The organism is Flexivirga sp. (assembly GCF_035551235.1).
Lineage (GTDB): Bacteria > Actinomycetota > Actinomycetes > Actinomycetales > Dermatophilaceae > Flexivirga.
Genome location: NZ_DASZNO010000037.1, coordinates 1 through 25,907 on the forward strand (window position 1 = coordinate 1; position 25,907 = coordinate 25,907).

Genomic DNA, 25,907 nt, shown 5'->3' on the forward strand with positions numbered 1-25,907 from the left:
GGCCGGGTCCTACGGCAAGGACACCCGCGGCATCATCCGGGTCCACCAGTTCCACAAGGTCGAGATGTTCACCTACTGCCGCGTCGAGGACGCGGCCTCGGAGCACCAGCGGCTGCTCGGCTGGGAGAAGGAGATGCTGGCCAAGGTTGAGGTGCCGTACCGCGTGATCGACACCGCGGCCGGCGACCTGGGTGGTCCGGCAGCGCGCAAGTACGACTGCGAGGCGTGGGTGCCGACGCAGGGCAAGTACCGCGAACTGACGTCGACCTCGAACTGCACGACCTACCAGGCCCGCCGGCTGAACATCCGGCAGCGGGTCGAGGGCGGCAAGACCGAGTTCGTCGCGACGCTGAACGGCACCATGCTCACCGACACCCGGCCGATCGTCGCGCTGCTGGAGAACCACCAGCAGGCCGACGGGTCCGTCCACGTGCCGGCCGCGCTGCAGCCGTTCGTCGGCACGGACGTCATACGCCCCGCCTGAGCTGCCCACCACCCCCCAGATGCCGAATGACGGCTTCTTCGCCGAGTGACGGTGCAATACGGCCGTCACTCGCCGAAGAAGCCGTCATTCGGCATGTATGACGAACCTCAGTCGCGCAGCGAGTAGGTGAGTATGGCGTTGCCGCTGGACGTGATCTGCGAGTCGACCAGCCGCAGGCGGGTCAGCGGCACAGTCTCGTCGAAGAGTCGCGCGCCGTCCGGAGTGACCACCGGGTGTGTGGTCAGCGTCAGCGCATCCACGACCCCCGCGGTGAAGAGTGACCGGATCGTATTGATGCCGCCGCCGATCGAGATGTCGCCCTCCTCGCCGTTGTCGCGCAACGCCTTCACGTAGTCGACCGGGTCGCCGTCGACCAGCGTGCTGTTCCACGGGAGGTCGCCCGACAGCGTCGAGGAGACGACGTGCTTGCGCAGCGGGTTGATGAAACTCCCGAACGGGTCGTCGTTGCCCGGCCAGTACTGTGACCACTCCTCCCACAGCACGCGGCCGAGCACCATGTCGGTGACCGGCGCGATCGACTTGCCCATTGCTTCGCCCTCCTCCTGCCCGAACGAGTCGAACTGGAAGAGATTGGGTGCCTCGACCACGCCGTTGACCGAGTGGAAGAGATGCGCGGTGACCTTGCGGCTCATGATGAACTCCTGAATAGGTGTGTTTGTCAAAGGGGCGTCGAAGGGTTGGACCACGCAGAGCCCCGGAACTGAGCGCTGTGCGGGCAGATTGCCGGCAGCGAGCCTACAAACGATCTCCGTCCCGCGACGGAGGTAGCACGCCGAACCGCTGGCTACTCTCGCCAGTGTGCGCGACACGTGGCGTCATACCCTCACCGTCGACGACAGCTGGGTGCGCCCGCTGCCGGCGCGCTGGTGGCGTGTCGACGGCCTGGTCGCGCTGCTGTGGTTCGTGGTCGCGGTGGCCAGCACGGAGGGCTACCGGTCGCTCGGCGCGCTCCGGCAGGATCACACCGCGGTCTGGCTGCAGTACCTCTTCCTCGTGGTGCCGTGCGTGGCGCTGGTCCTCCGCCGGCGGTTCCCGCTGTCGACCGTCACGTTCACCACGGCGGCGTGGGTGGTCACGGGCCAGATCGACGCCAAGCTGACGCTGACGCTCGGCATCCAATTCGTCTACATCTTCGCGATCTACTCGGCGACCGCCTGGTGCCGCACCCGCGTCCGCGGCGCCTGGGTCATCGGTGGCTGCCTGCTGGTGCTCTTCGGCTGGGTCGCCTACACCCTGCTCTTCGAGCGGTATGACGCCCCGCCGGTCCCGAACGCCATACCCGAGTGGCTCGGCGCGACCATCGTCACGATCCTGACCAACGTCATCTACCTGGGCGGCGTGGTGCTGCTGGGCATCCTCGAATGGCGCAACCTGCGTCGCCGCAGCCACTTGGAGGACCAGGCGCGCACCATCGACGTCCAGGCCGCCGAGCTGCGCCGTCAGGCGGTCGACGCCGAGCGGCTGCGGATCGCTCGCGAACTGCACGACGTCGTCGCACACCACGTGTCCGTGATCGGCGTGCAGGCCGGCGCGGCCCGCCGGGTGCTGGACAAGCAGCCGGAGGCCGCCCGCGATGCGCTCGCGGGCATCGAGCGGTCGTCGCGCTCGGCGGTGTCCGAGATGCGTGCGCTGCTCGGCAGCCTGCGGCCCACCAACGAACCGGACCGGGCGCCGACGCCGGGCCTGGCCGACATGGGCGCGCTGATCGCCGACTACCGATCCGCAGGTCTCACAGTCGATCTCGACACCGTCGACGGTCTCCCGCCGACCGCGTCCGACGTCCCGCCCGGCGTCGGGCTGGCGATCTACCGGACCGTGCAGGAGGCGCTGGCGAATGTGCAGCGGCACAGCACGGCGACGGCCGCGTCGGTGGTGACCCGCTTCGGCCGGCACGCGGACCGCGGCTGGGCCGAGGTCGAGATCCTCGACAACGGCAGTGCCCGGCCGGCCGGCGCCGGTACCGGGCTCGGCCTGATCGGCATGCGCGAACGGGTCGCGGTGCTCGGCGGTGAGGCCGAGATCGGGCCACGGGAGGCCGGCGGGTTCCGTGTGCGCGTCCGGCTGCCGTTCGACTGATCGCGCCGTGCACGGCCGCGCGCGTGGCTAGAGTTGCCGGACGACGAAACCGTCAGCGTCGCGGTCGTGAATCGGAAATAACGCAGGTTTGCGCGCACAGGGGAGATGAACATGTCGGACAACTCATACAACCCGTATGGCCAGCAGCCGCAGGGGAATCCGCAGCAGCCCCGGTATGGCGCCCGACACCCGCAGTTCCCGGGCGGGCCGCCGCAGCAGTTCGGCCAGCCGCCACACGCGCAGCAGCCCTACCAACAACAGCCGTACGGGCAACAACCGTATGGCGCACCCGCCGCCACCGGCCCCTCGTCGCGGTCGAAGCTCGTCGGCTGGCTGATGGCGCTCTTCGCGGTCATCGCGATCGCATGCTGCTTCGGGCCGTGGGCAGAGGCGAAGGTCTCCAGCACCATGATGCCGATCAGCGCGTCGATGTCGGTCAACGCCTTCAACCACACTTCGTGCTCGGGCCCGGGCGACGCGTGTGACGAGTCGGATTCGGACAGCAGCTCCACCTCGGCCACAGGCATCTCGTCCGACGACGAGGACGGCTCCATCTGGGAGGGCTGGGTGATCGCGGTGATCGGCGCCGCCGTCATCGTGCTCGGTGTGTTGCGCGGCCTCGGCAAGCGGGCGCTGTCGATACCGGCCGCGGTGGCCGGAGCCGTCGGCGGACTCGTCGTGGTCGGCGTGACGGTCTACCGCTGGAGCTGGATCCACGACAAGGCCGGCGAGGCCAATGACGAGCTGAACGCGTCCGGCGGGATGGCCGGCAGCATCGACTTCCACTTCGGCAGTGGCTGGGGCCTGTGGCTGACGCTGGTCGCCGGCGTGCTGCTCCTGCTCGCCGGGGTCGGCGGACTGGTCAAGCGGCAATGACGGTCCAACCGCAGTCGAGCGTTCCGACCCGGGTGGTCGTCGTCGACGACCAGCGACTGGTGCGCAGCAGTTTCGCGATGATGCTGTCGGTCGAGGACGACATCGACGTGGTCGGTGACGCCGCCGACGGCGCGCAGGCGATCGAGGTGGTGCGCCGCGAGCGGCCCGACCTGGTGCTGATGGATGTGCAGATGCCGACCATGGACGGTATCGCGGCGACCGAGCAGATCGTCGCCGACGGCCTGGCGAAGGTCGTGTTGCTCACCACCTTCGATCGCGACGACTACCTCTTCGACGGCCTGCGCGCGGGTGCGAGCGGCTTCCTGCTGAAGAACACCGAGCCGGAGGACCTCGTCGACGCGATCCGGTCGGTCGCGCGCGGACACGCGTTGCTGGCTCCCGAGGTCACCCTCCGGGTGATCGAGCGTATGACGACAACCCCCGACGCACCTCCGGTGGACACGCGTGGCGCCGCTGCCGTGGAGCGACTCACGCCGCGGGAGCGGGAGGTGCTCGAGCTGGTCGGCCGCGGTATGGCGAACGCCGAGATCGCCCGGCAGCTGTTCCTCGGCGAGGCCACCGTGAAGACGCACGTCTCCAGCTGCCTGGCCAAGCTGCACCTGCGCGACCGCGTGCAGGCTGTGGTCTTCGCCTACGAGACGGGGATCCTCCGGCCGGGTGATTGACGCGCCGCGGATCTCCGTCGCGCGCGGGATCCGCTGCGGCGGCGCACGCCATACGGTCGAGGCATGTTGCAGATCGACCGGCTCACCCGCAGGTTCGGCGAAGTGGTCGCCGTCGACGGTGTCAGCTTCGAGGTGGGGGACGGGCAGCTCGTGGGATTCGTCGGTGGAAACGGCGCCGGCAAGACCACGACCATGCGGATGATCATGGGCGTGCTCGCACCCAGCGCAGGCGAGGTGCGCTGGAACGACGCTCCCGTGACGGCGCTGGACCGCCGCGAGTTCGGCTACATGCCCGAGGAACGCGGCCTCTACCCGAAGCAGCCGGTGCTGGAGCAGGTCGCCTATCTTGCGCAACTGCACGGGGTTTCGGCTCGCGACGCACGCGAGCGCGGCCTCGAACTGCTCGACCGGTTCGGGCTCGCCGGGCGCGCCAAGGACAAGCTGGAGTCGTTGTCGCTCGGCAACCAGCAGCGCGTGCAGATCATCACCGCGGTCATCGCACGACCCAGAATGCTGGTGCTCGACGAGCCGTTCTCCGGTCTCGACCCGGGTGCCGTCGACGACATGGTGGGGTTACTGCGCGAATTCACCGCCGGCGGCACCCCGGTGCTCTTCTCCTCCCACCAACTGGACCTCGTCGAGCGGTTGTGCGACCGGATCGTGATCCTCGCGAACGGTCGGGTCGTCGCCAACGGCATCGCCGACGAGCTGCGTCGCAGCGGCCCGATCCGGCACCGGCTGGTCACCGGCGGAGACGTCGGGTGGGTGCGCGACCTCGGCTGGCTGGAGGTGATCGACGTCGCCGGCAACACGGCCGTCATACAGCTGGCCGCCGAGGCGGACACCGACCGGCTGCTGGCCGAATCCATGCGGCGCGGCTCCGTGCGCGAGCTCGCCGAGATCGTCCCGTCCGTCGCCGACATCTACCGTGAGGTCACCTCGTGAGTGCTGAAAACTCAGCAATCTCAACCCGTTCCGTATGGCGCCTCGTCGCCGCCCGGGAGGTGTCGGTCAAGCTGCGCGATCGCAACTTCCTGGTCTCGACGGCGCTGATGCTGGTGCTGGTCGTTGCGGCGATCGCCATACAGTTCATCGCTGCGGGGCACCAGGAGACCAAGCAGATCGCGGTGCAGGACACTGCCGGAACGCAACTGGTGCACTCCGCGGATCGGATGGCGGACGCCGCCGGCGCGAAGGTGAAACTGCAGGCGGTGCAGGTCGATTCGGCCCGGGCGGTCACCACGCAGGTGTCGTCGGGCGGCGTGGACGCCGGGCTGGTGCGTGCGGGGGACGGCTGGCGGCTGGTCGGCAAATCCAGCCGCAACACCGAGCTGGCGAACTACCTCGGCCGTGCCGTCCAGCAGAAGGTGGTGCAGCGCAACGCCGAGCGGGCCGGCGCCACGCTGGCCGAGTTGCAGCAGGGCGCGCAGCTCTCCTACGACCTGTTGTCGCCGAGCGAGGACGACGAGGGCGCCGCCCGCGTCGGTGGTGTCGTCTTCGGCATGCTCTTCTACCTGGCCGCGCTGCTCTTCGGTATGGCGATCGCAAACAGCGTCGTCGAGGAGAAGCAGAACCGCATCGTCGAGATCATCGCGTCGGCGATCCCGTTGCGGCAGTTGCTGATCGGCAAGATCGCCGGCAACACCGTCCTGGCGCTGGCGCAGGTCGTGCTGCTGGCGCTGGTCGGTGTCGGCGGGTTGCTGGTGACCGACAACGCAGACCTGCTGGACCAACTGGCCCCGGGTATGGGCTGGTTCGTGCCGTTCTTCCTGCTCGGTTTCCTGGCGCTCGCCGCCCTGTGGGCCGTGGTCGGCGCGCTCGCGACCCGTTCCGAGGACGTCCAGTCGACGTCCGCGCCGATGACCGCGCTGGTCGCGATCGTCTTCTTCGGCGGCATCCTCGTGTCCGGGACGATGCAGACGGTGCTGTCCTACGTGCCGATCTTCTCGACGATCGCGATGCCGGCGCGGATCCTGACCGGCGCCGCGTCCTGGTGGGAACCGTTGGTGTCGTTGGCGATTGCTCTCGCCGGCGCGTATGCGATCCTGCGGCTGGCCGAGCGGATGTATCGCACGGCCCTGCTGCAGACCTCCCACAAGCTGAGTTTCCGCCAAGCCCTGCGATCGACGCGGGTTGAAAACTGAAGCGGGTTGAGTAGCGGAGGAGCGCAGCGGGGGAGCGTATCGAAACCCCTAGGCTGAAGCCGTGCGAAAGAAACTCGTGGCACTGGACATCGACGGCACCCTGCTGCACTACGACGGCCGGCTGGACGACGCGGTGCGCGATGCCGTGCGTGCCGTGGCCGACGCGGGGCATCATGTGGTGATCGCGACCGGGCGCAGCATCCTCGGTGCCGCGCCCGTGATCGAACTGCTTTCACTCACCGACGGATTCGCGGTCACCTCCAACGGCGCGGTCACGGCGCGACTGCACGGCACCGCATGGGAGATCGTCGACAAGGTCACCTTCGATGCGACACCCGTGCTGGCCGTGCTCAAGGACTCCTGGCCGGACGCCGTCGTCGGTGTCGAGGAGCCCGGGGTCGGCACCAAGGTCAGTGCGCCGTTCCCCGAGGACGAGATCGTCGGGCCGACGAAACTGATGGCCTGGGACGAGCTCGGTGCCGAGCCGACCACCCGGCTCACCTTCCGCTCGCCCAGCGGAACCGCGGAGGACTTCGTCGAGTTGGTCGACCGCCTCGGGCTGCACGGCGTCAACTACGCGGTCGGTTACACCGCGTGGCTCGACATCAATCCGGAGGGAGTGTCGAAAGCGTCCGCGCTGGAGCAGGTTCGCCGTGAGCTGCAGGTCGAGCCGGCCGACACGCTCGCGATCGGCGACCACACCAACGACCTCGAGATGTTGCACTGGGCGGCGCGTGGTGTCGCCATGGGCCAGGCGCCGGACGAGGTGAAGTCCGTCGCCGACGAGGTGACACTCTCGATCGACGAGGCGGGCGCGGCCGTCATACTCCGACAGTTGGTTTGAGATGGCCGAGCACACGATCACCTCGGCCGCCAACCCGCGGCTGAAGGCGCTGGTCGGCCTGCGTCGCCGGCGCCGGCGGGAGGAGGCCGGCCACACACTTCTCGAGGGGTATGACGAACTTGCCCTCGCCCTGGACGCGGGAGTGCGGCCGCTCGAGCTCTACACGTGCGACGACCTGATGGCCGACCCGCGGGTGCAGCACGACGTCGTGCGCCGGGCACGGGACACGGGCGCCGACGTGATCCGGTTGAGCCGCCAGGCTTTCGAGAAGGTCGCCTATCGCGAGGGAGCCGATGGGTTTCTCGCGGTCGTGCCGTCGGTCGGTGCGACGCCACGGGAGCTCCAATTGCCCGACCGCCCGCTCGTGCTGATCGCCGAAGGTGTCGAGAAGCCGGGCAACCTCGGTGCGATGCTACGGACCGCGGACGCGGCCGGTGTCGACGCGGTCGTCGCCTCGAATCCGGTGACGGACTGGGGCAATCCGAATGTCGTGCGCAGTTCGAAGGGGACGGTCTTCTCGGTGCCGGTGGCGACGGCGACAACCGCCGAAACCTTCGCGTGGGCGAGGGAGCGCGGCATCAGGGTCGTGGCCGCGACGCCGGCGGCGACCAGCCTGCACACCGACGTCGATCTCACCGGCCCGGTGGCGATCGCGGTCGGCACCGAGAAGGAGGGCCTGACCGACGAAGCGCTCGACGCGGCGGACGTGCTCATCCGAATCCCTATGAGTGGCAAGGCGAATTCGCTCAACGTCGCGACGTCCGCGGCCATCGTTCTCTACGAAGCGGTACGCCAGCGCTGAGGTCCACGACCGGAGTTCGGTGCTGCGTCATACCCGCCGGTAGTTTTTTGCGGTGGAAGCCGGGTCACGGACCCGCTGCACACGCACACAACACAGGGTGGCACCATCGGTTCATGCGAGTTGATCACCTGGTTTTTGCCGCAGAGCCCGACGGAATGATCGCGACCGCCAAGCGTCTCGGGGCACAGCTGGGGGTGGAGCCGGTCGACGGCGGGTTGCACCCGCGCTTCGGCACGCGCAACTCGATCATCCCGCTGACCGACCGGCGGTTCATCGAGGTCGTCGAGGTGCTCGACCACCCGGCTTCCGACAAGGCACCCTTCGGACAGGCGGTCCGCGCCTGCTCCGCAGCGGGCGGCGGTTGGCTCGGCTGGGTCGTCGAGGTCGAGGACATGTCGATCGCCGAGCGCCTGCTCGGCCGCAGCGCCGTCCCCGGTAATCGGCACCGCCCGGATGGCGTCGAGATCTGCTGGAAGCAGATCGGCATACGTGGCCTGATGGCCGACCCGCAGGTCCCGTTCTTCATCGAATGGCCCGAGGGTCAGGACCACCCGTCGACCGAGGGCGTGTCGACCACCGCGCTGACCGGCCTGCAGATCGCCGGGTCCCCCGATCGCGTTCGCGAGTGGCTCGGCCTCGTCGGCGAGCCGGGTGTGGACCGCGAGGAGTGGGAGCCGGAGATCAAGTTCGATTTCGCGGCGCCGCACGGCACGCCGGGCCTGATGTCGGTGCAGTTCCAGGGCGCCGCCGGCCCGATCACTATCTGATCGGTCAGCGCACCAACTCGTAACCCGCTTCGTCGACCGCGTCGGCGATCGCCTGCGGGTCGAGGTCCGCCTCGCTGGTGATGTGCACCGGTGAGTCGCCGCCCTCGTGCAGGTCGATCTGCACGTCGCTCACACCGTCGATCGTCTTGAGTTCCTCGGTGACTGCGGCAACGCAGTGCCCGCAGGTCATCCCGTGCACGGTGATGTCGGTCTGGGTCATGGTTCTCTCCTCTGTGTCGGTTCGCCGGCCGGTGGGTGTCGGTCGGTAGGTGTCGGTCGGTATGTCGGCCGCGGTCGCGTCAGCTGCGGACCAGGCGCGCGATGGCGTCGGACGCCTCACGCACCTTCGCCTCGGCCGCCTCGTCGGACTCGCGCGCGGCGTCGACTACGCAATGGCCGACGTGATCCTCGAGCAGCCCGAGACTGACCGTCTGCAACGCCTTGGTGATCGCACTGACCTGGGTCAGCACGTCTATGCAGTAGGTGTCCTCCTCGACCATGCGCTGGATGCCGCGCACCTGTCCCTCGATGCGCCGCAACCGCTTGAGGTAGTCGTCCTTGCTGCCGGTGTAGCCCGCCATACCTGCCTCCTGGTGGTGCTGCCGTGTATCCGCTCAACTCAACACCATACCCCACGGGGGTATCGCGCCACCAACGCCACGCCACCGCCCAAGACGCGAATGACGGCTCCCTCGGTGAGTGACGGTCCGATCGGACCGTCACTCACCGAAGAAGCCGTCATTCGGTGGGGTGGTGCGGGTCAGTTGACGGTGAGCTTGCAGAACGAGGCGTAGTCGTCCGCGGTGTAGTACCAGGCGGCGGGGTTGGTCAGCGTGCCGCCACCGGTCACGATCCGGCGCGAGCCGCGGGTCGAGTCGCCCGGGGTCGGCACGGTGTAGAGGTGGTAGTAGCCGGTGTCCTCGGCCGGCAGGATCGCCTCGCGGTTCTCGTAGACGGTGCCGTCCTGGGAGTAGGGGAACGGCCCGTCGTCCTTGATCAGCTGCTCGGTGTCGGCGACCTCGTTCGGCACCGAGGCCGCATCGCAGTCCGCGACGCCACCATCGCCGCCACCGTCGACGCCGGTGATCTTGCAGAACGAGGCGTAGTGGTCGCCGGTGTAATACCAGTTCGGCGGGCTGGTCAGCGGCGTGCCACCGGTGACGATGCGGCGCGTGCCGCGGTCCGGCGAACCCGGTGTGATCACGGTGTATTCGTGGTAGTAGTCGCTCGCCTCCGCGGGCAGGATGCCCTCGCGGTTGGTGAAGACGACGCCGTCGTTGTCCGGGTAGGGGAACGGCCCGCCCTGCTTGATCAGGTTGGCGGTGTCGGTCGCCTCCGGCGGCAGGGACGACAGCGCACAATCGGGTATGGCGGCCGCCGACTGCGCGAGCGAGACGGCATACGTCGGCGAAGCGTGCGCCGTGGTCGGTATGGCGGTGACACCGACGCCGGTTGCCAGGGTGGCGGCAGCGGCGAGGTATCCGAGACGTGGGGTAAGGATTCTCATGCCGCGAGCCTGCCAACGGCACGGAATCCTGCAGGTGACCGCTCGGTCAGGGTTTCGTCAGAAGTTGGTCAAGCAGGGGGTCCAGCGAGGGACGTCGGCCACTGAGTGGATCGCGAATGACGGCTTCTTCGGCGAGTGACGGCCGGATCGCACCGTCACTCGCCGAAGAAGCCGTCACTCGCCGGAGGGGGTGGGGACTCAGTCCTGCAGGAACTTCACCAGCTGCGGAGCCAGACCGACATACGTCGCGGGAGTCATCGTCAGGAAGCGCTGCTCCACCTCGGCCGGCAGGCCGAGCCCACGGACGAACTCGCGCAGGTCGGCCTCGCTGATCCGGCGGCCACGCGTGAGCTCCTTGAGCCGCTCGTAGGGCTGCTCCATCCCGGGCACGCCCTGAGCGCCCAGCGCGCGCATCGCGGACTGGATCGGCTCGCCGAGCACCTCCCAGTTGGCGTCGAGGTCGGCCGCCATCTTCTCCGGCGCCGCGTCGAGCCCGGCGAGGCCGCGGGCGACGTTGTCGATCGCCAGCAGCGAGTGTCCGTATGCCGTGCCGATGTTGCGCTGCATCGAGGAGTCGGTCAGGTCCCGCTGCATCCGCGAGGTGACCAGCGTGCGCGCGAGCACGTCGAGCAGGCCGTTGCTGACCTCGAGGTTGGCCTCGGCGTTCTCGAAGCGGATCGGGTTGACCTTGTGCGGCATCGTGCTCGAGCCGACGGTTCCCTGGCCGCGGGACTGGGCGAAGTAGCCCATCGAGATGTAGGTCCACACGTCGGTGGCGAGGTTGTGCAGGATCGAGTTGAAGCGGGCGATGTCGCTGTAGACCTCGGCCTGCCAGTCGTGGCTCTCGATCTGCGTGGTCAGCGGATTCCACTGCAGCCCAAGGGATTCGACGAAGGACCGGGACAGCGAGACCCAGTCCGTGTCCGGCACGGCGGCGACGTGTGCGCCATACGTGCCGGTCGCGCCGTTGATCTTGCCGAGGTATTCCGCGCCGGCGATCCGGCGCAGCTGGCGTCGCAGCCGGTGGGCGAGGACCGCCAGCTCCTTGCCCATCGTGGTCGGCGTCGCGGGCTGCCCGTGCGTGTGCGCGAGCAGCGGCACATCGGCGAGTTCGGTTGCCATGGCGGCGATCTGGTCGACCAGAGCACTCGCCTTGGGGGACCACACCTGCTGCGTCGCCCCCTGCACCATCAGCGCGTAGGACAGGTTGTTGATGTCCTCGCTGGTGCAGCCGAAGTGCACCAGCTCGGCCAGCCCGGCCGCGTCGTCGGTGCCGACGATCTGCGGCAGCCGGCGCTTCAGGTAGTACTCAACGGCCTTGACGTCGTGCACCGTCTCGCGCTCGATGTCGGCCAGCTCGGCGATGTCCGCGGTGTCGAACTGCGCCGGTATGTCGCGCAACTCGGCGATCTCGCGATCGGTCAGGCCGCGGACCCCGGGAACGGCGTTGTTCGAGGTGAGGTGGATCAGCCACTCGATCTCGACGTGCACCCGCTGCCTGTTCAGCGCGGCCTCGGAGAGGTGGTCGACGAGCGGGGCGACGGCGGCCCGGTAACGCCCGTCCAGGGCGCCGAGCGCGATGGGCGGGTTGGCATCAGCAAGCGAACGCATGCGCCGATTGTCCCAGAGCGGGCGGGTGGCCTGCCCCGTGCGTCCAGGCGTTGATTACGGCGTGGCGAGGGCGGTCCGCATGAGGGCCGCCGACCCGACCCGCGCGAGTTGTGTCGCCGGCACCCGGCGCGCCTGCCAGCGACGCAGGTCGCCACCGGAATTCACGGTGTCCGCGAGCGTCGCCGCATCGACGATCGCGCTGCACGCACCGCGCCCGAGGTTCGGCAGCATGGCGTGGGCGGCGTCGCCGATGACGACGAACCGGCCCCGGGCGTAGGAAGCCAGCCGCGGCGCGACCCACAGCGCGGTGGCGAGTGTGTCCGGCCCGGCCTCATCCAGGAGTCGACGGACGACGGGGGCTGCCGAGGTGAACTGCTCGCGCGCCTCGTCGAGCACCTGCGCCACCTCGAAGGGCTCGGTCAGCGTGCTCCGATGCGTCGTGAACCAGTAGGTCCGATCGCCGGGCATCGGCGCGATGCCGCACAGCCGCCCGCCGCCCCAGTATTCGCCAACCTCGCCGGATCCCGGTGTGCCGCAACGGATTCCGCGCAGCGCAACGTATGACGTGGCCACCCGTTCGGCCGCCGACGGCTCGACCAGGCCACGCACCCGGCTGCGGACCCCGTCCGCACCGACGATCAGGTCGGCGTCCAGCGTCGCAGGGTGGGTGACCTCCTCGGTCAGTCGCCGCACCGACGACGGAACGGCACTCGACAACTGCGCGAGCAGCGTCGGCCGGTCGACCAGCACCGGACCGGGGCCGTGCAGCGAGACCAGGCGACGGCCGTCGAGCCGGTGCAGCGCGCCCGCGGTCGGCCGGAACGAGGTCTCCGGCAGAGCACCGATCCGGCGCAGCACCCTGCGCGCCGCACCCCACAGCCCGAGTGCGCTCCCTGCCACCGCCCGTTCGGGCTGGGCCTCGTGGATCGTCACCTCGAACCGGCTCGGATCGAGCAGGGCAGCCAGCGTCAGCCCGGCGATGCCGCCGCCGACGACGGCGATGCGTTGTGTCACGCGATCAGGCGGTCGCCGTGTCGGTCTCAGTGTCGGACTCCGTGTCCGCCGTCGCGATGACGGCGAAGACCTCACCGTGCTTGCCCTGCAGCAGCGCCTCGGGTCCGAAGGGCGTGTCCATCGTCATCAGGATGGCGGCGCCCAGCTCCTGGGCGATCTGCGCCGACGAGTCCCGGTCGGCGACCGCGAAGTGCACCAGCCACGACGGCGGAGCGTCCTCCGGCAGCTCATTCGCCTGGTGCATGCCGGCAACGGTCTCCCCGGACGGCAGCTTGGCGACGGCATACGCACTGTCCCGCTGGTCGTAGGTGAAGCCGAACACCTTGCTGTAGAACGCTTTCGAGCCCTCCAGGTCGCGCGTCATCAGGTCGTTCCAGACGACCGAACCGGGCTCGTTCACCAGGCCGAAGCCGATCAGCCCCGCGCCCTGCCACAGTCCGAAGAAGGCTCCGGTCGGGTCGGCGCAGTAGGCCGACCGGCCCACGCCCGCGATGTCGATGAGCTCGGTGAGCACCCGGCCGCCCGCGGCGGCCACGGCCTCGCACGTCGCGGTGATGTCATCGGTGGCGAAGTAGGTGGTCCAGAACGGCGGGGCGTCGGAGCCGTTCTTGTGCTCGAGTCCCGCGACCGGTTGGTCGTCCTTGCGGCATACGCGGTAGTCGGCGTGCTCCTCGTCGCGCTGGACGTCCCAGCCGAAGAGCTTCTCGTAGAAGTCCTGTGCGTGCTGCATCCCGCGGTGGGCGGGCTCGAAGGCGCAGTCCACCCAGCAGGGCGTGCCGGTGGGCCACGGAGTGGTTCGCTCGCTCATCGTCCGAGCTTAGGCAACACGTCGTCCGAATGACGTCGGAAGCACCGTATGGCGCACAATCGCGCAGGAAATTGCGGGGTTGTTCAAATCAACTTCAAGGTTTCGCCAACTGGCCCGTAGCACCCACCCGGTCGCCATACCGTGTGCCCATGAACGACAAGAGGGTGGGGAGGTGTCCACAGATGACGGGGGATATGGGCGACTCGATCGCATTTCGGGCATCACGTGAAGCGGCCAGATCGATGATGGGCGACGTGGGCGCACTGCGCTGCCTGCTGCACGTCGTCGACGCGAGGCTGCGTGCTCGCGGGGCCGCGGGTGTGGCCACGCATCTGCATCTGGACATCGCCGAGGCGATCGTCGACGCACACATCGAGGAGCTTGCCGAGCCGGGTCTGACCGCGGGCCGGCTGGCGCAGCTGCGCACCGACCCGCGCTGTCTGGTGGTGGTCGCGGCACTGCATTACGTCACCACCACGCACTGCCCGGCCGCGGTCAACGGCGTGGAGGACCTGGCGGTCCTGCACTGGGCGACCGATGTCGCCCGCTGCCAGCTGCCGGTCAGTTGACGTCGAGCTCGCGCCGCAGCTCTGCGACCAGGCCGCGGCAGGCCGCCTCGACCTCGTCGCGACACCGGTCGAAGTCGCTGGCGTTGCCGAAGTAGGGGTCGTCCAGCTCGAGCTCCCCGGCGGCCATCGCGTCGGCGTCGAACTCGCGTACCAGCCGCGTCTCGGCGCTCGCGCCGTTGCCCTCGCCGAGCTGCAGCAGGTCGTGCAGGTGCCCGCGGTCCGCGGCCAGGATCAGATCGCGCTTCTCCAGGTCCGACGCCTCGAACTGCCGCGCGCGGTGGGCGCTTCCGTCATACCCACCGCGGCTGAGGGCGGCGAGCGTGCGCGGATCGGCGCCCTGCCCGACATGCCAGTCGCCGATGCCGGCGGAGTCCACCTCGACCTGGTCGCCCAGGCCCGCCTCATCGAGCATCGAGCGCAGGATCACCTCGCCCATGGGTGAGCGACAGATGTTTCCCGAGCACACGAAGCACACTGAATACGTCACTCGGTCGACCCTACCTGCGCGGGTTTGCGACCACCCCCACTCGTCACTCGATCCGGGCGGCACCCCCGCTGGCGACGGCCTCGAACACGCTCGGGGTCGGGAAACCACCGTCGGCGGCGGCCGCGACGCAGGCGTCCGCGACGGCCGCGGCATCCTGCTGGTCCACCAGCGCGATCACGCAACCGCCGAAGCCGCCACCCGTCATCCGGGCCCCATGGGCGCCGGCCGCGACTGCCGCCTCCTGCAGCGTGTCGACGCTCGGCACGGTGATCTCGTAGTCGTCACGCATGGACGCGTGGGAGTCGTTGAGCAGCGGGCCGATCCGTCGCAGGTCGTCGCCGGCGAGCAGGAGCTCCGCGGTCCGCTCGACGCGTGCCGAGTCGGTGACGACGTGCCGGGCGCGGCGGCGCAGTAGCGCGGGCAGCTTGTCCAGCGTGGTGGCCAAGCTCTCCAGCGGGACGTCGCGCAACTCGTGGACGCCCAGCCGCAGTGCGGCCTCCTGGGAGGAATGGCGTCGCTCGGCATACTCGCCGTCGGCGTGGGAGTGCTCCGTGTGCGAGTCGATGACCAGCAGCGACAGGCCGGCCGCCGGCAGGTCGAACGGCAGCTGGGTGATCGTCACCGCGCGGGTGTCGATCTGCATCGCGTGCGACTCCTGCCCGCACACCGACGCCAGCTGGTCCATCAGGCCGGTCGGTGCGCCGGCGATCTTGTTCTCGGCGTCACGGCCGAGGTCGGCGACCGTCTCGTCGTCGAGCTGCCAGTCGAGCAGGTCGGACCAGGCGCGCGCGGTCACGCAGGACAATGCCGCAGAGGACGAAAGCCCAGCGCCCACAGGCACATTGGAGTCCAGTGCGATGTCGAGGCCGGTCACCGGCAGGTCGCGCTGCGCAGCAGCCCACCCCACACCCACGACGTATGCCGCCCAGTCGTAATCGCCATCCTCGCGCACGCCGGTGAGGTCCAGGGTGACCACGGCACCGTCGTCGATCGAGGTCGATGCCACGCGCACCACGTTGTCGTCGCGCCGCCGGACGGCGGCGACCGTGTGCTGTGCCAGCGCGATCGGGAGCACGAATCCGCCGTTGTAGTCGGTGTGTTCGCCGATGATGTTGACCCGGCCCGGTGCCGCCCAGACGCCGTCGGGCTCCGCGTCATACAGCGAGCGGAAGCGGGCGACCAGCGCGTCGAAGTCGACCGGGTCCGGAGTGCGAATCACCCCGCCGCTCACGCCGAAACCTCCCGCAATCGCCGCGCCACGTCCTCGGGCAGGCCGTCGTTGACGAACGCGCCCTGGCCGGACTCGGACCCGGCCAGATACTTGACCTTGCCCTCCGCGCGGCGGATCGAGTAGAGCTCCAGGTGCAGCCAGGCAACGTCCCGGTGGGACGAAGCGGGGGCCTGCTGCCAGGCCGCGATGTAGGGGGTCGGCTCGTCATACAGCCGATCGAAGCGCCGCAGCACATCGAGATAGACCGGCACGAAGCCGTCCCGCCCGGCGTCGTCCAGCGCGGGCAGGTCGGGCACCTGGCGCTTGGGGTAGAAGTGCACCTCGATCGGCCAGCGCGCGGCGAACGGCACGAACGCGATCCACTCGTCGTTCTCTGCGACAACCCTTGTGCCTGCTGCGGATTCGCTGGCGATGATCTCGCCGAAGAGGCTCTTGCCGTGCTCGTCCCGGTAGGCCTGTGCATGCTCCAGCTCGGTCGCGGCACGTGGCGGTACGAACGGGTAGCCGTAGATCTGACCGTGCGGGTGCTGCAGGGTGACGCCGATCTCCTTGCCGCGGTTCTCGAACGGGAAGACGTGCTCGACGCCGTCCATCGCGTTCAGGTCCGCGGTCCGGTCGGCCCAGGTGTCGACGACCAGCCGTGCCTGCTGTGGGGTCAACTCGGCGAAGGACGAGTTGTGGTCGCTGGTGAAGCAGACGACCTCGCAGCGGCCGCGTCCGGCGCGGACCTGCTCCAGACCCTCTGTCCTTGTCTCGGGTGCTTCGGCGCTCAATTCGTATGACGGGAAACGGTTCTCGAAGGCGACGGCCTGATACTCGGCCGACGGCACCTCCGACAGGTGGTCGCGCGACGGGCAGAGCGGGCACTCGTCCGCCGGAGGCATGTAGGTGCGGCTCTGCCGGTGCGACGCCACTGCGATCCACTCGCCGGTCAGCGGGTCCAGGCGCAACTCGGACCCGGTGACGGTCGTGGGTAGGTCGCGCTTGTCGGTCGCCGCGGTCCGGGAAGTGCCGTCCGCGTCATACCAAAGGATCTGGCGGCCGTCCGCCAGCCGACCGGTCGTGCGCTCCATCGCGTCTCCGCTCGCAGAAGTGAAATGATCGCAGTTCAACGTTTGAAAATGTTCAGTCCTGTTGTATCACGAACCGGGGTGGAGCCCGGAATGGCGCCGGGATGAGAACGGTTGCCCAGGGGGGATCGTTCGGCGGCGGAAAGAGGAAACCATGCGGATCGCAGTGATCGGGGCCGGCGGGGTCGGCGGCTATTTCGGTGTGCAACTCGCGGCGGCGGGGCACGACGTCGTCTTCGTTGCGCGCGGCCGACAGCTCGCGGCGCTGCGGGAGGGCGGTCTGACCGTGGTCAGCGACGACCATCCGGTGCGGCTGACCGAGGTCGAGGCCACCGACGACGTGCGAGCGATCGGCGATGTCGACCTGGTGCTGATCGCGGTGAAGCTGGGCGAGACCGAGAACGTCGCCCGGCAGCTCGCGCAGCTGCCGACCGGACCCCGAGCGGTGTTGTCGCTGCAGAACGGCGTGCAGAAGGACGAGCTGCTGCGCACCCACCTGCCGGCGACCGAGATCCTCGGCGGGGTCTGCTACATCTCGGCCGCCATCGAGGCGCCCGGCGTCATACGCCACAACGGGTCGCTCGCGCGCATCGTCGTCGGCACGTATGGCGGCCCGCCCAGCGCGACGGTCGACGCCCTGCAACAGGCCCTCGGCGACGCCGGTGTCGAGGTGGAGGTCAGCGACGACATCGACGCCGCCGTATGGCGCAAGTTCGTCTTCCTGGTCGCGCTGTCGTCGGCCACCAGCGCTGCACGGCAGCCGATCGGCGTGCTCCGCGCGAACGACTCGACGCGGCGGCTGCTGCGCGACCTGATGGAGGAGACCGTCGCCGTCGCACGCGCGCGGGGCGTGGTGCTGCCCGCCGACTATGTGGACCGGCAAATGGACTTCATCGACACCCTTCCGGAGCAGATGGGTTCGTCGATGCACTACGACCTGACACACGGCAACGCGCTGGAGCTGCCGTGGCTCGGCGGCGGCGTGGTCACCATGGGTGAGGCGGTCGGTGTGCCGACACCGACGTGCCGGGCGCTGGCGGCCGCCCTTTCGCCATACACGCAGGGCGGGACGCCCGCCTGACCCGCGCACCCGACCCGCACGAAAAGAGCGGCCGCACCCGTGACGGGGTGCGGCCGCTCCTCGCGTGCGACGGGTTGCTCAGGCCTTGTTGCGCTGCGCGATGCGCGCGACGTTGATCGCGAGCTCGAGCGCCAGGCGGACGATCGCGACGATCACGATGAGCCACACCAGGTCCGAGAGCGTGTGCATGATCCCGGAGAAGGTGCTCATGTTCTTGACGTCCTGGCCGCCGAAGTCCTGGCTGCCGAAGTTGTAGGTCAGCTTGCTTATGAAGTTCAGGACCGCCCAGACGATCACGCCCAGGAAGGTCAGGCTGGCGATCTTCTCGGTCAGCGACTTCTTGAACTGCAGGTCCGAGAAGAGGTCTCCGACCCCCTCGCCGGCACCCGACACGACCTGACCCGCGTCGGCGCCGAACTGCTGAGCGCCACCTGCGAAGCCACCGTGCTGGCCCTGCGCGTGCCCAGGGTCGACCTGCTGGCCCTGGTCAACAGGCTGGCCGTAACCCTGTGGCGGCTGCTGGCCGTAGCCCTGCTGTGCGGGCTGGCCGTAACCCTGCTGGGTCTGCTGGCCGAATCCCTGACCCAGGCTCTGTCCCTGGTAACCCTGGCCGGCCTGCGGAGCTCCCTGGCCCGGCTGGCCACCCTGCCCCTGCTGATCGTTGTTCCACGAGCCACCTGCGGGCGTCGACATACGTTCCCTCCTCTGTCGTCCGGGCCCCATCCGGTGCCCTTGTCAGCTCCCATCCAACCTGCTCATCGGCAAGGCGTCCAACGAACCCACCGATGGATCGGGGATCGGTGGCGCTCTCGGACGATCGCCCGGCATCACGCGCGCGCCGCGCGCCGGCATGAGGCGCACATCACATACAGCAAATTTGCACTTTGATGCCGCAAAGGGCAAAACTGGTTCTCATGTTCCACTCGCCCTCGACGAACTCGGCACCGCGGTTGCGCATCGCGGTGCCGATGTCCGCCAAGCGGGCACGGACGACCTACGCCATCACCCGCGCGGCCCGCGAACTCGCGGCCGACAAGGGGTATGACGAGTTCACCCTCGACGAGCTCGCCGAACGCGCGGGCGTCTCGCGACGCACGCTGTTCAACTACTTCGACGGCAAACTCGAGGCCACGCTCGGCGGTGGTCCGCAGCTGACCCAGGACGACATCGACACGTTTCTCGCCGGCGGCCCTACGGGGGAGTTCGTCGACGACGTGGCGGCGCTCGCGCTGGGTGTGCTGCGGGCCAGCACCGACATTCCGTTGCAGCCCGACGACTGGGTCGTGGCGCGCCGCTGTTTCGAGGCCAACCCGAAGCTGATCTTCGCGGCGCAACAGAACTTCGAGGGCTTCGCCGAGGGAATCCTCGAGCTCCTCGCGCGTCGCTCGGGGCGGCCCGCCGACGACCCGGAGAACCACCTCCTCCTCAGCGTGCTCGCCGGGATCTTCAAGATCTCGCTGCACCAGTTCAGCACCGGCCAGGTCAAGCGCGAGATCCCCGACATCTTCCGCGACAACCTGCAGACGGTCCGCCGGTTGCTCGCCTGACCCTCAGCATTTCGCCAAAACCCACAATCCGAAGGATTCTCATGGCATCCCTGCTCTACCGGCTGGGTCACACCGCCTATCGCCGGTGGCCGATGTTCATCGCCGCCTGGGCGATCGTGCTCGTCGGCTTCGGCGCCCTGGCGATCGGCGTCAGCAAGCCGATGGTCGACAAGTTCAGCATTCCGGGCATTCCGTCGCTGCAGGCACAGACCATGCAACAGAAGCTCTTCCCCGGCACCGGCGATGTGCAGGACCAGGCGGCCGCGACGGTCGTGGTCTCGGCGCCGGAGGGTCACACCCTGCAGGAGACCAAGTACAAGAACGCGGTCAATGACCTGATCGCGGACTTGAAGAAGGTCCCGCAGATGCCGACCGACGCCAAGGCCCAGCCGGTCAACCCGGTCGTGGCGGCGAAGGCGCAGAGCCAGCAGATCCTGCAGCAGGCCGGCAAGAGCCCGCAGCAGCAGGCAGCCGCGAAGAAGAACGCCCAGGCCGTCTCACCGCTGTCGAAGGACGGCCGCACCGGCACGATCAGCTGGAACTTCAAGGTCGACACGGTCGCCGACGTCAAGGCAAGCACGCAGGACGACGTCCTCAAGACCCTCGAGACCGCCCGCGCAGACGGACTGCAGACGGAGGCCAACGGCTCCGGCATGCAGGCGATGCCCGAGACCGGCGGCAGCAGCGAGCTGCTCGGCATCATCGTCGCCGCGTTCGTCCTCTTCATCACCTTCGGCTCGCTGGTCGCAGCCGGTATGCCGATCATCTCCGCCGGTGTCGGCGTGATGATGGGCGAGCTCGCCATCCAGTTCGCCACCGGCTTCACGACGATCGGCACGACCACGCCGATCCTGGCCACGATGATCGGCCTCGCCGTCGGCATCGACTACACGCTCTTCATCCTGGCGCGCTACCGGACCGAGCTGCGGGAGACCGACGACCGGGCGCACGCTGCCGGACTCGCCGTCGGAAAGGCAGGCAGCGCAGTCGTTTTCGCCGGCCTGACCGTGCTGATCGCACTCTGCGCGCTGTCCGTGGTCGGCATACCCTTCCTGACCTCGATGGGGCTGGCCGCTGCCGGGTCCGTGTTCTTCGCGGTCTGTGTCGCGCTCACCCTGCTGCCGGCCGTGCTCGGCATGCTGAAGTCGAAGGCGTTCGGTGCGCAGTTGCGCAAGCGCCAGGACAAGGTCGCTGCGGACGGCAGGACCACCAACAACGGTGTCCGCTGGGCCAACCTGCTCGGCAAGAAACCGGCCATCATCGTCGGTCTGGTGATCGTCGTGCTGGGCGGGCTCGCGGTGCCGATGACGAACCTGCACCTCGCCCTGCCGAGCGACTCGACCGCGGCGTCGTCCACGACGCAGCGCAAGGCCGCCGACATGATCACCGAGTCGTTCGGTGCCGGCCGCCAGGCCCCGCTGCTGACCGTCGTCGACGGCAGCAAGATCCACGGCGACCAGCAGCGTATGGCGGCATACGGCCAGGTCATGGGCTGGGCCGGCAGCCAGCAGGATGTGGTCAACGCCCAGATCATCGCCGTCAACAAGGACAAGTCCGGCGCGCAGATCCTCATCACGCCAAAGGGTGGCGCCGACGATCAGTCGACGCTGGACCTGCTGAACAACTTGCGGAACGGCCAATCGAGCATCGAGCAGAAGACCGGCGCACAGGTCGGCGTCACGGGCACCACCGCCGTGCAGACCGACGTGTCCACCCAGCTGACCGATGCACTGCCGAAGTACCTGGCGGTCGTGATCGGCCTGGCGTTCCTGCTGCTGATGATCGTCTTCCGGTCGATCCTCGTGCCGCTCACCGCGACCCTGGGCTTCCTGCTCTCGGTGCTGGCGACGCTCGGCGCGACCGTCGCGGTCTTCCAGGACGGCCTCTTCGGGATCGTCGAGGGGCAGCCGATCGTCAGTTTCATGCCGATCATCCTGATCGGCATCGTCTTCGGGCTCGCGATGGACTACCAGGTCTTCCTGGTCACCCGAATGCGGGAGGCCTACGTGCACGGGGCCGACGCCCGCGCCTCGATCGTCGACGGCTTCCGGCACGGCGCCCGCGTCGTGGCCGCGGCGGCAACGATCATGATCTCGGTCTTCGCCGCGTTCATGCTGCAGAGCAACAGCCTCATCCAGTCGATGGGCTTCGCGCTCGCGGCGGCGGTCTTCTTCGACGCCTTCGTGGTGCGGATGATGCTGATCCCGGCGGTCATGTACCTGCTCGGCGACAAGGCCTGGTGGCTGCCGAAGTGGCTGGACCGGATCCTGCCGCGCGTCGACGTCGAGGGCGAGGGCCTGGCCAAGAAGCTGCAGGCGTCCCAGCCGCGCGACGAGGACGAGGCGCTGGCGAAGGCCTGACCCGAAGACTCGTTCCTCGTCTTCGTGTCAGCTCTCGACTGAGCCGACAACCGTCCTTCGGCCGGAAGGCATAACCTCTCGCCATACACAACGAAGCGGCCCGGTGTGCGTGATGCTCACCGGGCCGCTTCCGTATGTCGATGTGGCTCACTTGGCGCCGGACGGGACCTTGATGGGGTTCGGCGGCGTGTCGACCTTCGGCTGCGCGTCCCAGCCGTCGAGCGTCATCTTGCCCTTCGAGGACGAGGTGCCCTTCTCGCTGTTGACCTCCAGCACGTACTTCTTGTCGGCGCTGATGGTGATGGTGTTGCCCTTGGTGGTCGTGATGACGTAGACGTCCTTGCCGTCGACCGTGGACTTCGCCGTCTTGGCGGTGGCCAGCTTGGCGTCGCTGACCGTCTTCGGGCCCATCACGGAGTCCAGGATCGCCTTGATGCTGAGCTCGTCCAGGCCCTTCGAGGTGCTCGGCGGGGCGACGACCCACTTGTCGGCCAGCAGGCCGGCGGTCGCGGCCGGAGCACCCGAGGACTTCGTCCAGAACGTCTTGTCGCCCTTGATGAAGTTGCTGGTCCGGGTGATGGTGCGGATGGTCGCGGTGCCCTCGTCGGCCGTCGCGATGGTGACCTCCTGGTTGGTGCCGTCGATCGCGCCGTGGATGTCGATGACTTCCTTCTGGCCGGTGTCGGTCATGTCGGCGTGCAGCTTGGCCGACTTCGCCGAGCCGTATGCCGCTCGGGCCTCGTGCACCAGGGTCTTGGCGTCGGGGACACCGGCCTGGTCGCCGCCGGCCGCCGAGGAGGACGCGCCGGCCGAGCTCGTGGCTGAGCTCGTTTCAGGGGACCCGCCGGTCGCCGAACCGGTGGACTGGCTCGCCTTCGAGGCGGCGCCGGCGGACGCGCTGCCACCGGAGCTGGAGCTGGAGCCGCAGGCAGCCAGGGAGAGGCCGAGGGCTGCGGCGACGGTCAACTGGGAGATCTTGGTGACGGTACGCATGGTCTCCAACGTACGTGAAGGTGGGCGGTTGTCCATCGAGGGACCAGCACATGGAAGGCCCTGCCGGCGTATGCCGGCAGGGCCAACCCCCGTGCAACCGTGCGGTCGGTCAGTCGGCGTCGTCAGTCGGCGTCCCCGGTGGGCGGGATCGCCCCGCCGGGCACGGTCCTGGGGGTGTAGATCCGGCTGTCACCCGGGTAGGGCTTGGTCCAGCCGGTGTCCTGGTACCAGACCCAGCGGTTCATCCGCTCCGGGCTCACGAAGTCGGCCCGCGCGTTCCTGCCGGTGAAGTGCTGGTTCCCGCTCCACTTCTGCCACTGCGCGGCGATCGGCTTCATCGACGCGGGCACCGCGGTCCGCTTCGCGGCTGCGGCGTTCACCTTCTTCGCCTCGGCACCGGTCTTGCCGAGCGTGTCCAGACCGCAGGCGGGTGGCGTGGCGACACCCTCGGTCAGCGGCACCTGGTTGGGCACCGCGTTGAACGGCTTGGTGTCGGCCTTCTGCTGGAACGCGTCGAACATCGGGGTGGCGGCAGCCAGCTTCTGGTTCAGCGGCTGCGCACCCAGGATCTGCTCGATGGTGCGGACCATGTTGAGCTGCGAGTAGTAGGTGTTGACCACCGCGCCGTGCTTGGCCCATGGGCTGATGACCTGCACCGGTGCCCGGTGGCCGTCGACGTGATCCGCGCCGTTCTGGCTGTCGTCCTCGACGACGAAGATCGCCGAGTCCTTCCAGTACTTGCTGTGCGAGATCGTGTCGACGATCCGCCCGACGGCCAGGTCGTTGTCGGCGACCTGTGCCCGCGGGTCCGCCGTACCACCGGTGTGGTCGCTGGACAGCCACATCATGTTGAGGCCGGCCGGGCCCTTCTTCTGGAACTCCTGCTTCCAGACCTGGTAGCGGTACTGATCCGGGATGCTGGTGTCGAACGGCGGCGACGTCGGGTTCGTGATCTTGTTGAGGGACGGGATCACCGAGCCGTAGTTGCCCTTCAGCTCCGGCGTGGTCAGCTGACCGGCGTCGCCACCCTCCTCGACCGACTTGGCCGCGCAGTAGTACTGCTGCCAGGTCGAATTCGCGGGCTTGCCCTCGGTGTAGAGGAACTCGCCGAAGTTGCGTGCCGTCTTGCCGGCGTCCTGCACCGCGGTCCAGAGGAAGCCGGAACGCTGGTGACCGAGCACGTCCTCCTCGGTGTCGTAGCTGCGGACGTATTCGCCCGCGCTGGACTGGGTGTACTCGGGGTTGTCGCCCTGCATCATCCAGTTGTGACCCTCGGCCGAGTTGGTGCCGATGTCATAGACGTTGTCGTAGAGGCCGAACTGGTTGGCGAGTGCGTGCTGGTTCGGCGTGACGTTCGCGCCGAACTGGGCGAGGCTCGCGTCCCCGTTGCCCTTGCTGATGTCGCCATACAACTGGTCGTAGGTGCGGTTCTCCTTGACCAGCAGGAAGACGTGCTTGATGGTCGAGGGGTCTCCGACGCGCTTGGGGACCGGCACGGCCTTCACATTCCCCTTGCCGCCCTGCTTGACATCCGCTTTCGCCCAACCGTTTTGTGTCGCAACGGTTTTCGTGTACTTCGCGATCTGGTGGTCGCTGGGCAGCGTGAAGCGGGTGAAGGATCCGGTCGTGCTGTGCGTGCCGTGGCCGGTGGCCGGCGTGGTGCCGGGACCGGCGTTGAAGGTGAGCGCCGGCCCGCGGGCGTCGATGCCGCGGGTGTTGGTCACCAGCACCTTGCCGCCGACACTGTCGACCGCGGCCGGGTAGTAATCGGTCGGCAGCAGGCCGATGTAGCGCGCCGGCTCCTTCGGGTTCTTGCCGACCGCGTAGACCGCCACCGCGTTCGCGCCGCCGAGCGTGACCAGCAGCCGGTCGCCGACGCGCGTCATACCCGTCGGGGCGTAGCCGACGTCCGAGGACGCCCACGGACGCGTCTCGATGGTCTGCACGACCTTGTTCCTGGTCGTGTCGACCACGGAAACGGTGTCACTGTTGGTGTTTGCGACATACAGCGTGGAGCCGGAGAGGTGCAGGTCGGTGGGGTGTAGCCCGACGTCGATGCTGCCCGGCGTGGCCGACGCGTCGGTGGTGTCGATGACGCTGACGGTGCCGGTCGTCGAGGTGCCCTTGTAGCCGTCGGCCGGGACGTCGGTGCCGTATGACGTCATCGTGTCGTCACCTGCTGTGGCGCGGCGGCCGCCCTCGTTGCTGACATAGAGCTTGGAGCCCACCGGCAGGATCTGGCGCGGGGCGATGCCGACGTTCCAGGTCTTGCTGACCGCGCCCGTCTCGGGATCCATTGCGATCACTGTGTTCTGGCCGTTGAGCGGGACGTAGAGCGTTTTGCCGTCGGCCGAGTAGGCGGACTTGCCGGGGAGCGCGGAGTTGCCATCGACCTTCGGGAGCGGGAACGACTTCGGTGTCCCCAGCGTGCCGTCGGCGTTCACCGGGAAGCGGGTCAGCCCGTTGGTCTCCGGCAACCACACGAACTTGCCGTCGGGCGACCAGGTGGGGCCCTCCTGCCCGACGCTCTTGTCGGCCAGCTGCTGGTCGGCGGTGGCGCCCTTGCCGACCTTCCACACGACCTTGTACGTCGACAGGTCGACGATCTGCAGCACGATCGACTTGTCGGTGCTCGAGGCCGCGACGAACCGGCCGTCCGGGCTGACCGTCGAGCCCATGTACTTGCCGTTCTCGGTGACGAGGCGCTCACCGATCGGCTTGATGAACTGGTTGTCCGAGACCAGGAGGCCGTCCCGGTATTCGGTGCCGACCTGCTTGTCGCCGAAAAGCCCTGATGGTGCAGCGGATGCGAGCCCGCCCGTCGCGACCGTCAGGACCGCGGCCCCGGCGATGGCGATGCGGAATTTTCGACGGTCGAGGATGCGTGCCTTGGCGGCACGGTGCTGCCGGGTCACCTGCATGGGGATTG

The 25,907-nt window shown here is 68.6% G+C and carries 26 protein-coding genes; 13 read left to right on the forward strand and 13 right to left on the reverse strand.

Annotated elements, in window-relative coordinates:
• Nucleotides 1-484, forward strand: a 484-nt coding sequence (locus tag VG502_RS12590; protein ID WP_325550410.1) for an aminoacyl--tRNA ligase-related protein, incomplete at its 5' end; no start/stop codon positions are given.
• A gap of 107 nt (nt 485-591) precedes the next feature.
• Here the strand turns inward: VG502_RS12590 and VG502_RS12595 are convergent.
• Nucleotides 592-1,137, reverse strand: a complete 546-nt coding sequence (locus VG502_RS12595; protein ID WP_325550411.1) for a dihydrofolate reductase family protein — start codon at nt 1,135-1,137, stop codon at nt 592-594.
• A 166-nt stretch (nt 1,138-1,303) separates the two neighbouring features.
• Between VG502_RS12595 and VG502_RS12600 the strand changes: the two genes are divergently transcribed.
• The 8 genes from VG502_RS12600 to VG502_RS12635 all read left to right on the forward strand — a co-directional run bounded on the left by VG502_RS12600 (nt 1,304) and on the right by VG502_RS12635 (nt 8,700).
• Nucleotides 1,304-2,581, forward strand: coding sequence for a sensor histidine kinase (locus tag VG502_RS12600; RefSeq protein ID WP_325550412.1), 1,278 nt, complete (start codon nt 1,304-1,306; stop codon nt 2,579-2,581).
• Between the two features lie 111 nt (nt 2,582-2,692).
• Entirely contained in the window at nt 2,693-3,457 is a 765-nt protein-coding gene (locus tag VG502_RS12605) for a hypothetical protein (RefSeq protein ID WP_325550413.1), read from the forward strand.
• A complete protein-coding gene (locus tag VG502_RS12610) occupies nt 3,454-4,143 on the forward strand; it encodes a response regulator transcription factor (RefSeq protein ID WP_325550414.1) in 690 nt (229 codons plus the stop codon). The genes VG502_RS12605 and VG502_RS12610 overlap by 4 nt, the downstream gene beginning before the upstream one ends.
• Nucleotides 4,144-4,206: 63 nt before the next feature.
• The gene (locus VG502_RS12615) at nt 4,207-5,088 is read left to right on the forward strand and encodes an ABC transporter ATP-binding protein (RefSeq protein WP_325550415.1); all 882 of its coding nucleotides are present in this window, start codon (nt 4,207-4,209) and stop codon (nt 5,086-5,088) included.
• Complete coding sequence (locus VG502_RS12620) at nt 5,085-6,287, forward strand: ABC transporter permease (RefSeq protein WP_325550416.1); 1,203 nt, start codon at nt 5,085-5,087, stop codon at nt 6,285-6,287. The genes VG502_RS12615 and VG502_RS12620 overlap by 4 nt, the downstream gene beginning before the upstream one ends.
• A 61-nt stretch (nt 6,288-6,348) precedes the next feature.
• Nucleotides 6,349-7,131: an HAD family hydrolase gene (locus VG502_RS12625; RefSeq protein ID WP_325550417.1), complete on the forward strand. Its 783-nt coding sequence runs from the start codon at nt 6,349-6,351 to the stop codon at nt 7,129-7,131.
• Between the two features lies 1 nt (nt 7,132).
• Complete coding sequence (locus VG502_RS12630; protein WP_325550418.1) at nt 7,133-7,933, forward strand: TrmH family RNA methyltransferase; 801 nt, start codon at nt 7,133-7,135, stop codon at nt 7,931-7,933.
• Nucleotides 7,934-8,046: 113 nt separating this feature from the next.
• Nucleotides 8,047-8,700: a VOC family protein gene (locus tag VG502_RS12635; protein ID WP_325550419.1), complete on the forward strand. Its 654-nt coding sequence runs from the start codon at nt 8,047-8,049 to the stop codon at nt 8,698-8,700.
• A gap of 4 nt (nt 8,701-8,704) precedes the next feature.
• On the opposite strand, the gene VG502_RS12640 is transcribed toward VG502_RS12635, so the two are convergent.
• The 6 genes from VG502_RS12640 to VG502_RS12665 form a co-directional block, all read right to left on the reverse strand.
• Nucleotides 8,705-8,920 carry a heavy-metal-associated domain-containing protein gene (locus VG502_RS12640; protein WP_325550420.1) on the reverse strand — a complete coding sequence of 72 codons (216 nt, stop codon included), beginning with the start codon at nt 8,918-8,920 and terminating at the stop codon, nt 8,705-8,707.
• A gap of 79 nt (nt 8,921-8,999) precedes the next feature.
• On the reverse strand, nt 9,000-9,281 hold the full coding sequence (locus VG502_RS12645; protein WP_325550421.1) for a metal-sensitive transcriptional regulator: 282 nt from the start codon (nt 9,279-9,281) through the stop codon (nt 9,000-9,002).
• Between the two features lie 179 nt (nt 9,282-9,460).
• Nucleotides 9,461-10,207, reverse strand: coding sequence for a guanyl-specific ribonuclease (locus VG502_RS12650; RefSeq protein WP_325550422.1), 747 nt, complete (start codon nt 10,205-10,207; stop codon nt 9,461-9,463).
• A gap of 198 nt (nt 10,208-10,405) precedes the next feature.
• Nucleotides 10,406-11,818: an adenylosuccinate lyase gene (gene purB / locus VG502_RS12655; protein ID WP_325550423.1), complete on the reverse strand. Its 1,413-nt coding sequence runs from the start codon at nt 11,816-11,818 to the stop codon at nt 10,406-10,408.
• Between the two features lie 54 nt (nt 11,819-11,872).
• A complete protein-coding gene (locus tag VG502_RS12660; RefSeq protein WP_325550424.1) occupies nt 11,873-12,832 on the reverse strand; it encodes an NAD(P)/FAD-dependent oxidoreductase in 960 nt (319 codons plus the stop codon).
• A 4-nt stretch (nt 12,833-12,836) separates the two neighbouring features.
• Nucleotides 12,837-13,640 (reverse strand): VOC family protein, encoded by an 804-nt coding sequence (locus VG502_RS12665; RefSeq protein WP_325550425.1) that lies wholly within the window; start codon nt 13,638-13,640, stop codon nt 12,837-12,839.
• Between the two features lie 182 nt (nt 13,641-13,822).
• Between VG502_RS12665 and VG502_RS12670 the strand changes: the two genes are divergently transcribed.
• Nucleotides 13,823-14,209, forward strand: a complete 387-nt coding sequence (locus VG502_RS12670; protein ID WP_325550426.1) for a hypothetical protein — start codon at nt 13,823-13,825, stop codon at nt 14,207-14,209.
• Here VG502_RS12670 and VG502_RS12675 read toward each other — a convergent pair.
• From VG502_RS12675 to galT, 3 genes are read right to left on the reverse strand one after another with little or no spacing between them, the layout of a single operon-like run.
• Nucleotides 14,202-14,696, reverse strand: a complete 495-nt coding sequence (locus tag VG502_RS12675; protein ID WP_325550427.1) for a low molecular weight protein-tyrosine-phosphatase — start codon at nt 14,694-14,696, stop codon at nt 14,202-14,204. The genes VG502_RS12670 and VG502_RS12675 overlap by 8 nt on opposite strands.
• Nucleotides 14,697-14,739: 43 nt before the next feature.
• The gene (gene galK, locus VG502_RS12680) at nt 14,740-15,927 is read right to left on the reverse strand and encodes a galactokinase (RefSeq protein ID WP_325550428.1); all 1,188 of its coding nucleotides are present in this window, start codon (nt 15,925-15,927) and stop codon (nt 14,740-14,742) included.
• Nucleotides 15,924-17,000, reverse strand: coding sequence for a galactose-1-phosphate uridylyltransferase (gene galT, locus VG502_RS12685; protein WP_325550429.1), 1,077 nt, complete (start codon nt 16,998-17,000; stop codon nt 15,924-15,926). The genes galK and galT overlap by 4 nt, the downstream gene beginning before the upstream one ends.
• A gap of 151 nt (nt 17,001-17,151) precedes the next feature.
• On the opposite strand from galT, the gene VG502_RS12690 reads away from it, so the two are divergent.
• The gene (locus tag VG502_RS12690; protein WP_325550430.1) at nt 17,152-18,078 is read left to right on the forward strand and encodes a 2-dehydropantoate 2-reductase; all 927 of its coding nucleotides are present in this window, start codon (nt 17,152-17,154) and stop codon (nt 18,076-18,078) included.
• Between the two features lie 78 nt (nt 18,079-18,156).
• On the opposite strand, the gene VG502_RS12695 is transcribed toward VG502_RS12690, so the two are convergent.
• Complete coding sequence (locus tag VG502_RS12695; protein WP_325550431.1) at nt 18,157-18,771, reverse strand: DUF4282 domain-containing protein; 615 nt, start codon at nt 18,769-18,771, stop codon at nt 18,157-18,159.
• Nucleotides 18,772-18,992: 221 nt separating this feature from the next.
• Between VG502_RS12695 and VG502_RS12700 the strand changes: the two genes are divergently transcribed.
• A complete protein-coding gene (locus tag VG502_RS12700) occupies nt 18,993-19,625 on the forward strand; it encodes a TetR/AcrR family transcriptional regulator (protein WP_325550432.1) in 633 nt (210 codons plus the stop codon).
• Between the two features lie 41 nt (nt 19,626-19,666).
• Nucleotides 19,667-21,985 carry an MMPL family transporter gene (locus VG502_RS12705; RefSeq protein ID WP_325550433.1) on the forward strand — a complete coding sequence of 773 codons (2,319 nt, stop codon included), beginning with the start codon at nt 19,667-19,669 and terminating at the stop codon, nt 21,983-21,985.
• A 147-nt stretch (nt 21,986-22,132) separates the two neighbouring features.
• On the opposite strand, the gene VG502_RS12710 is transcribed toward VG502_RS12705, so the two are convergent.
• A complete protein-coding gene (locus tag VG502_RS12710) occupies nt 22,133-22,978 on the reverse strand; it encodes a hypothetical protein (protein WP_325550434.1) in 846 nt (281 codons plus the stop codon).
• Between the two features lie 122 nt (nt 22,979-23,100).
• Nucleotides 23,101-25,899: a bifunctional YncE family protein/alkaline phosphatase family protein gene (locus tag VG502_RS12715; RefSeq protein WP_325550435.1), complete on the reverse strand. Its 2,799-nt coding sequence runs from the start codon at nt 25,897-25,899 to the stop codon at nt 23,101-23,103.
• Nucleotides 25,900-25,907: the final 8 nt, after the last annotated feature.

What these genes read in the sequence shown, in the direction of transcription:
- VG502_RS12615 (WP_325550415.1), top strand. Translation starts at nt 4,207, where the DNA reads ATGTTGCAGATCGACCGGCTCACCCGCAGGTTCGGCGAAGTGGTCGCC.
- VG502_RS12645 (WP_325550421.1), bottom strand. Translation starts at nt 9,281, where the DNA reads ATGGCGGGCTACACCGGCAGCAAGGACGACTACCTCAAGCGGTTGCGG.
- VG502_RS12595 (WP_325550411.1), bottom strand. Translation starts at nt 1,137, where the DNA reads ATGAGCCGCAAGGTCACCGCGCATCTCTTCCACTCGGTCAACGGCGTG.
- purB (WP_325550423.1), bottom strand. Translation starts at nt 11,818, where the DNA reads ATGCGTTCGCTTGCTGATGCCAACCCGCCCATCGCGCTCGGCGCCCTG.
- VG502_RS12640 (WP_325550420.1), bottom strand. Translation starts at nt 8,920, where the DNA reads ATGACCCAGACCGACATCACCGTGCACGGGATGACCTGCGGGCACTGC.
- VG502_RS12650 (WP_325550422.1), bottom strand. Translation starts at nt 10,207, where the DNA reads ATGAGAATCCTTACCCCACGTCTCGGATACCTCGCCGCTGCCGCCACC.
- VG502_RS12605 (WP_325550413.1), top strand. Translation starts at nt 2,693, where the DNA reads ATGTCGGACAACTCATACAACCCGTATGGCCAGCAGCCGCAGGGGAAT.
- VG502_RS12710 (WP_325550434.1), bottom strand. Translation starts at nt 22,978, where the DNA reads ATGCGTACCGTCACCAAGATCTCCCAGTTGACCGTCGCCGCAGCCCTC.
- VG502_RS12690 (WP_325550430.1), top strand. Translation starts at nt 17,152, where the DNA reads ATGCGGATCGCAGTGATCGGGGCCGGCGGGGTCGGCGGCTATTTCGGT.
- VG502_RS12610 (WP_325550414.1), top strand. Translation starts at nt 3,454, where the DNA reads ATGACGGTCCAACCGCAGTCGAGCGTTCCGACCCGGGTGGTCGTCGTC.
- VG502_RS12695 (WP_325550431.1), bottom strand. Translation starts at nt 18,771, where the DNA reads ATGTCGACGCCCGCAGGTGGCTCGTGGAACAACGATCAGCAGGGGCAG.
- VG502_RS12665 (WP_325550425.1), bottom strand. Translation starts at nt 13,640, where the DNA reads ATGAGCGAGCGAACCACTCCGTGGCCCACCGGCACGCCCTGCTGGGTG.
- VG502_RS12705 (WP_325550433.1), top strand. Translation starts at nt 19,667, where the DNA reads ATGGCATCCCTGCTCTACCGGCTGGGTCACACCGCCTATCGCCGGTGG.
- VG502_RS12715 (WP_325550435.1), bottom strand. Translation starts at nt 25,899, where the DNA reads ATGCAGGTGACCCGGCAGCACCGTGCCGCCAAGGCACGCATCCTCGAC.
- VG502_RS12635 (WP_325550419.1), top strand. Translation starts at nt 8,047, where the DNA reads ATGCGAGTTGATCACCTGGTTTTTGCCGCAGAGCCCGACGGAATGATC.
- VG502_RS12700 (WP_325550432.1), top strand. Translation starts at nt 18,993, where the DNA reads ATGTTCCACTCGCCCTCGACGAACTCGGCACCGCGGTTGCGCATCGCG.
- VG502_RS12670 (WP_325550426.1), top strand. Translation starts at nt 13,823, where the DNA reads ATGACGGGGGATATGGGCGACTCGATCGCATTTCGGGCATCACGTGAA.
- VG502_RS12630 (WP_325550418.1), top strand. Translation starts at nt 7,133, where the DNA reads ATGGCCGAGCACACGATCACCTCGGCCGCCAACCCGCGGCTGAAGGCG.
- galT (WP_325550429.1), bottom strand. Translation starts at nt 17,000, where the DNA reads ATGGAGCGCACGACCGGTCGGCTGGCGGACGGCCGCCAGATCCTTTGG.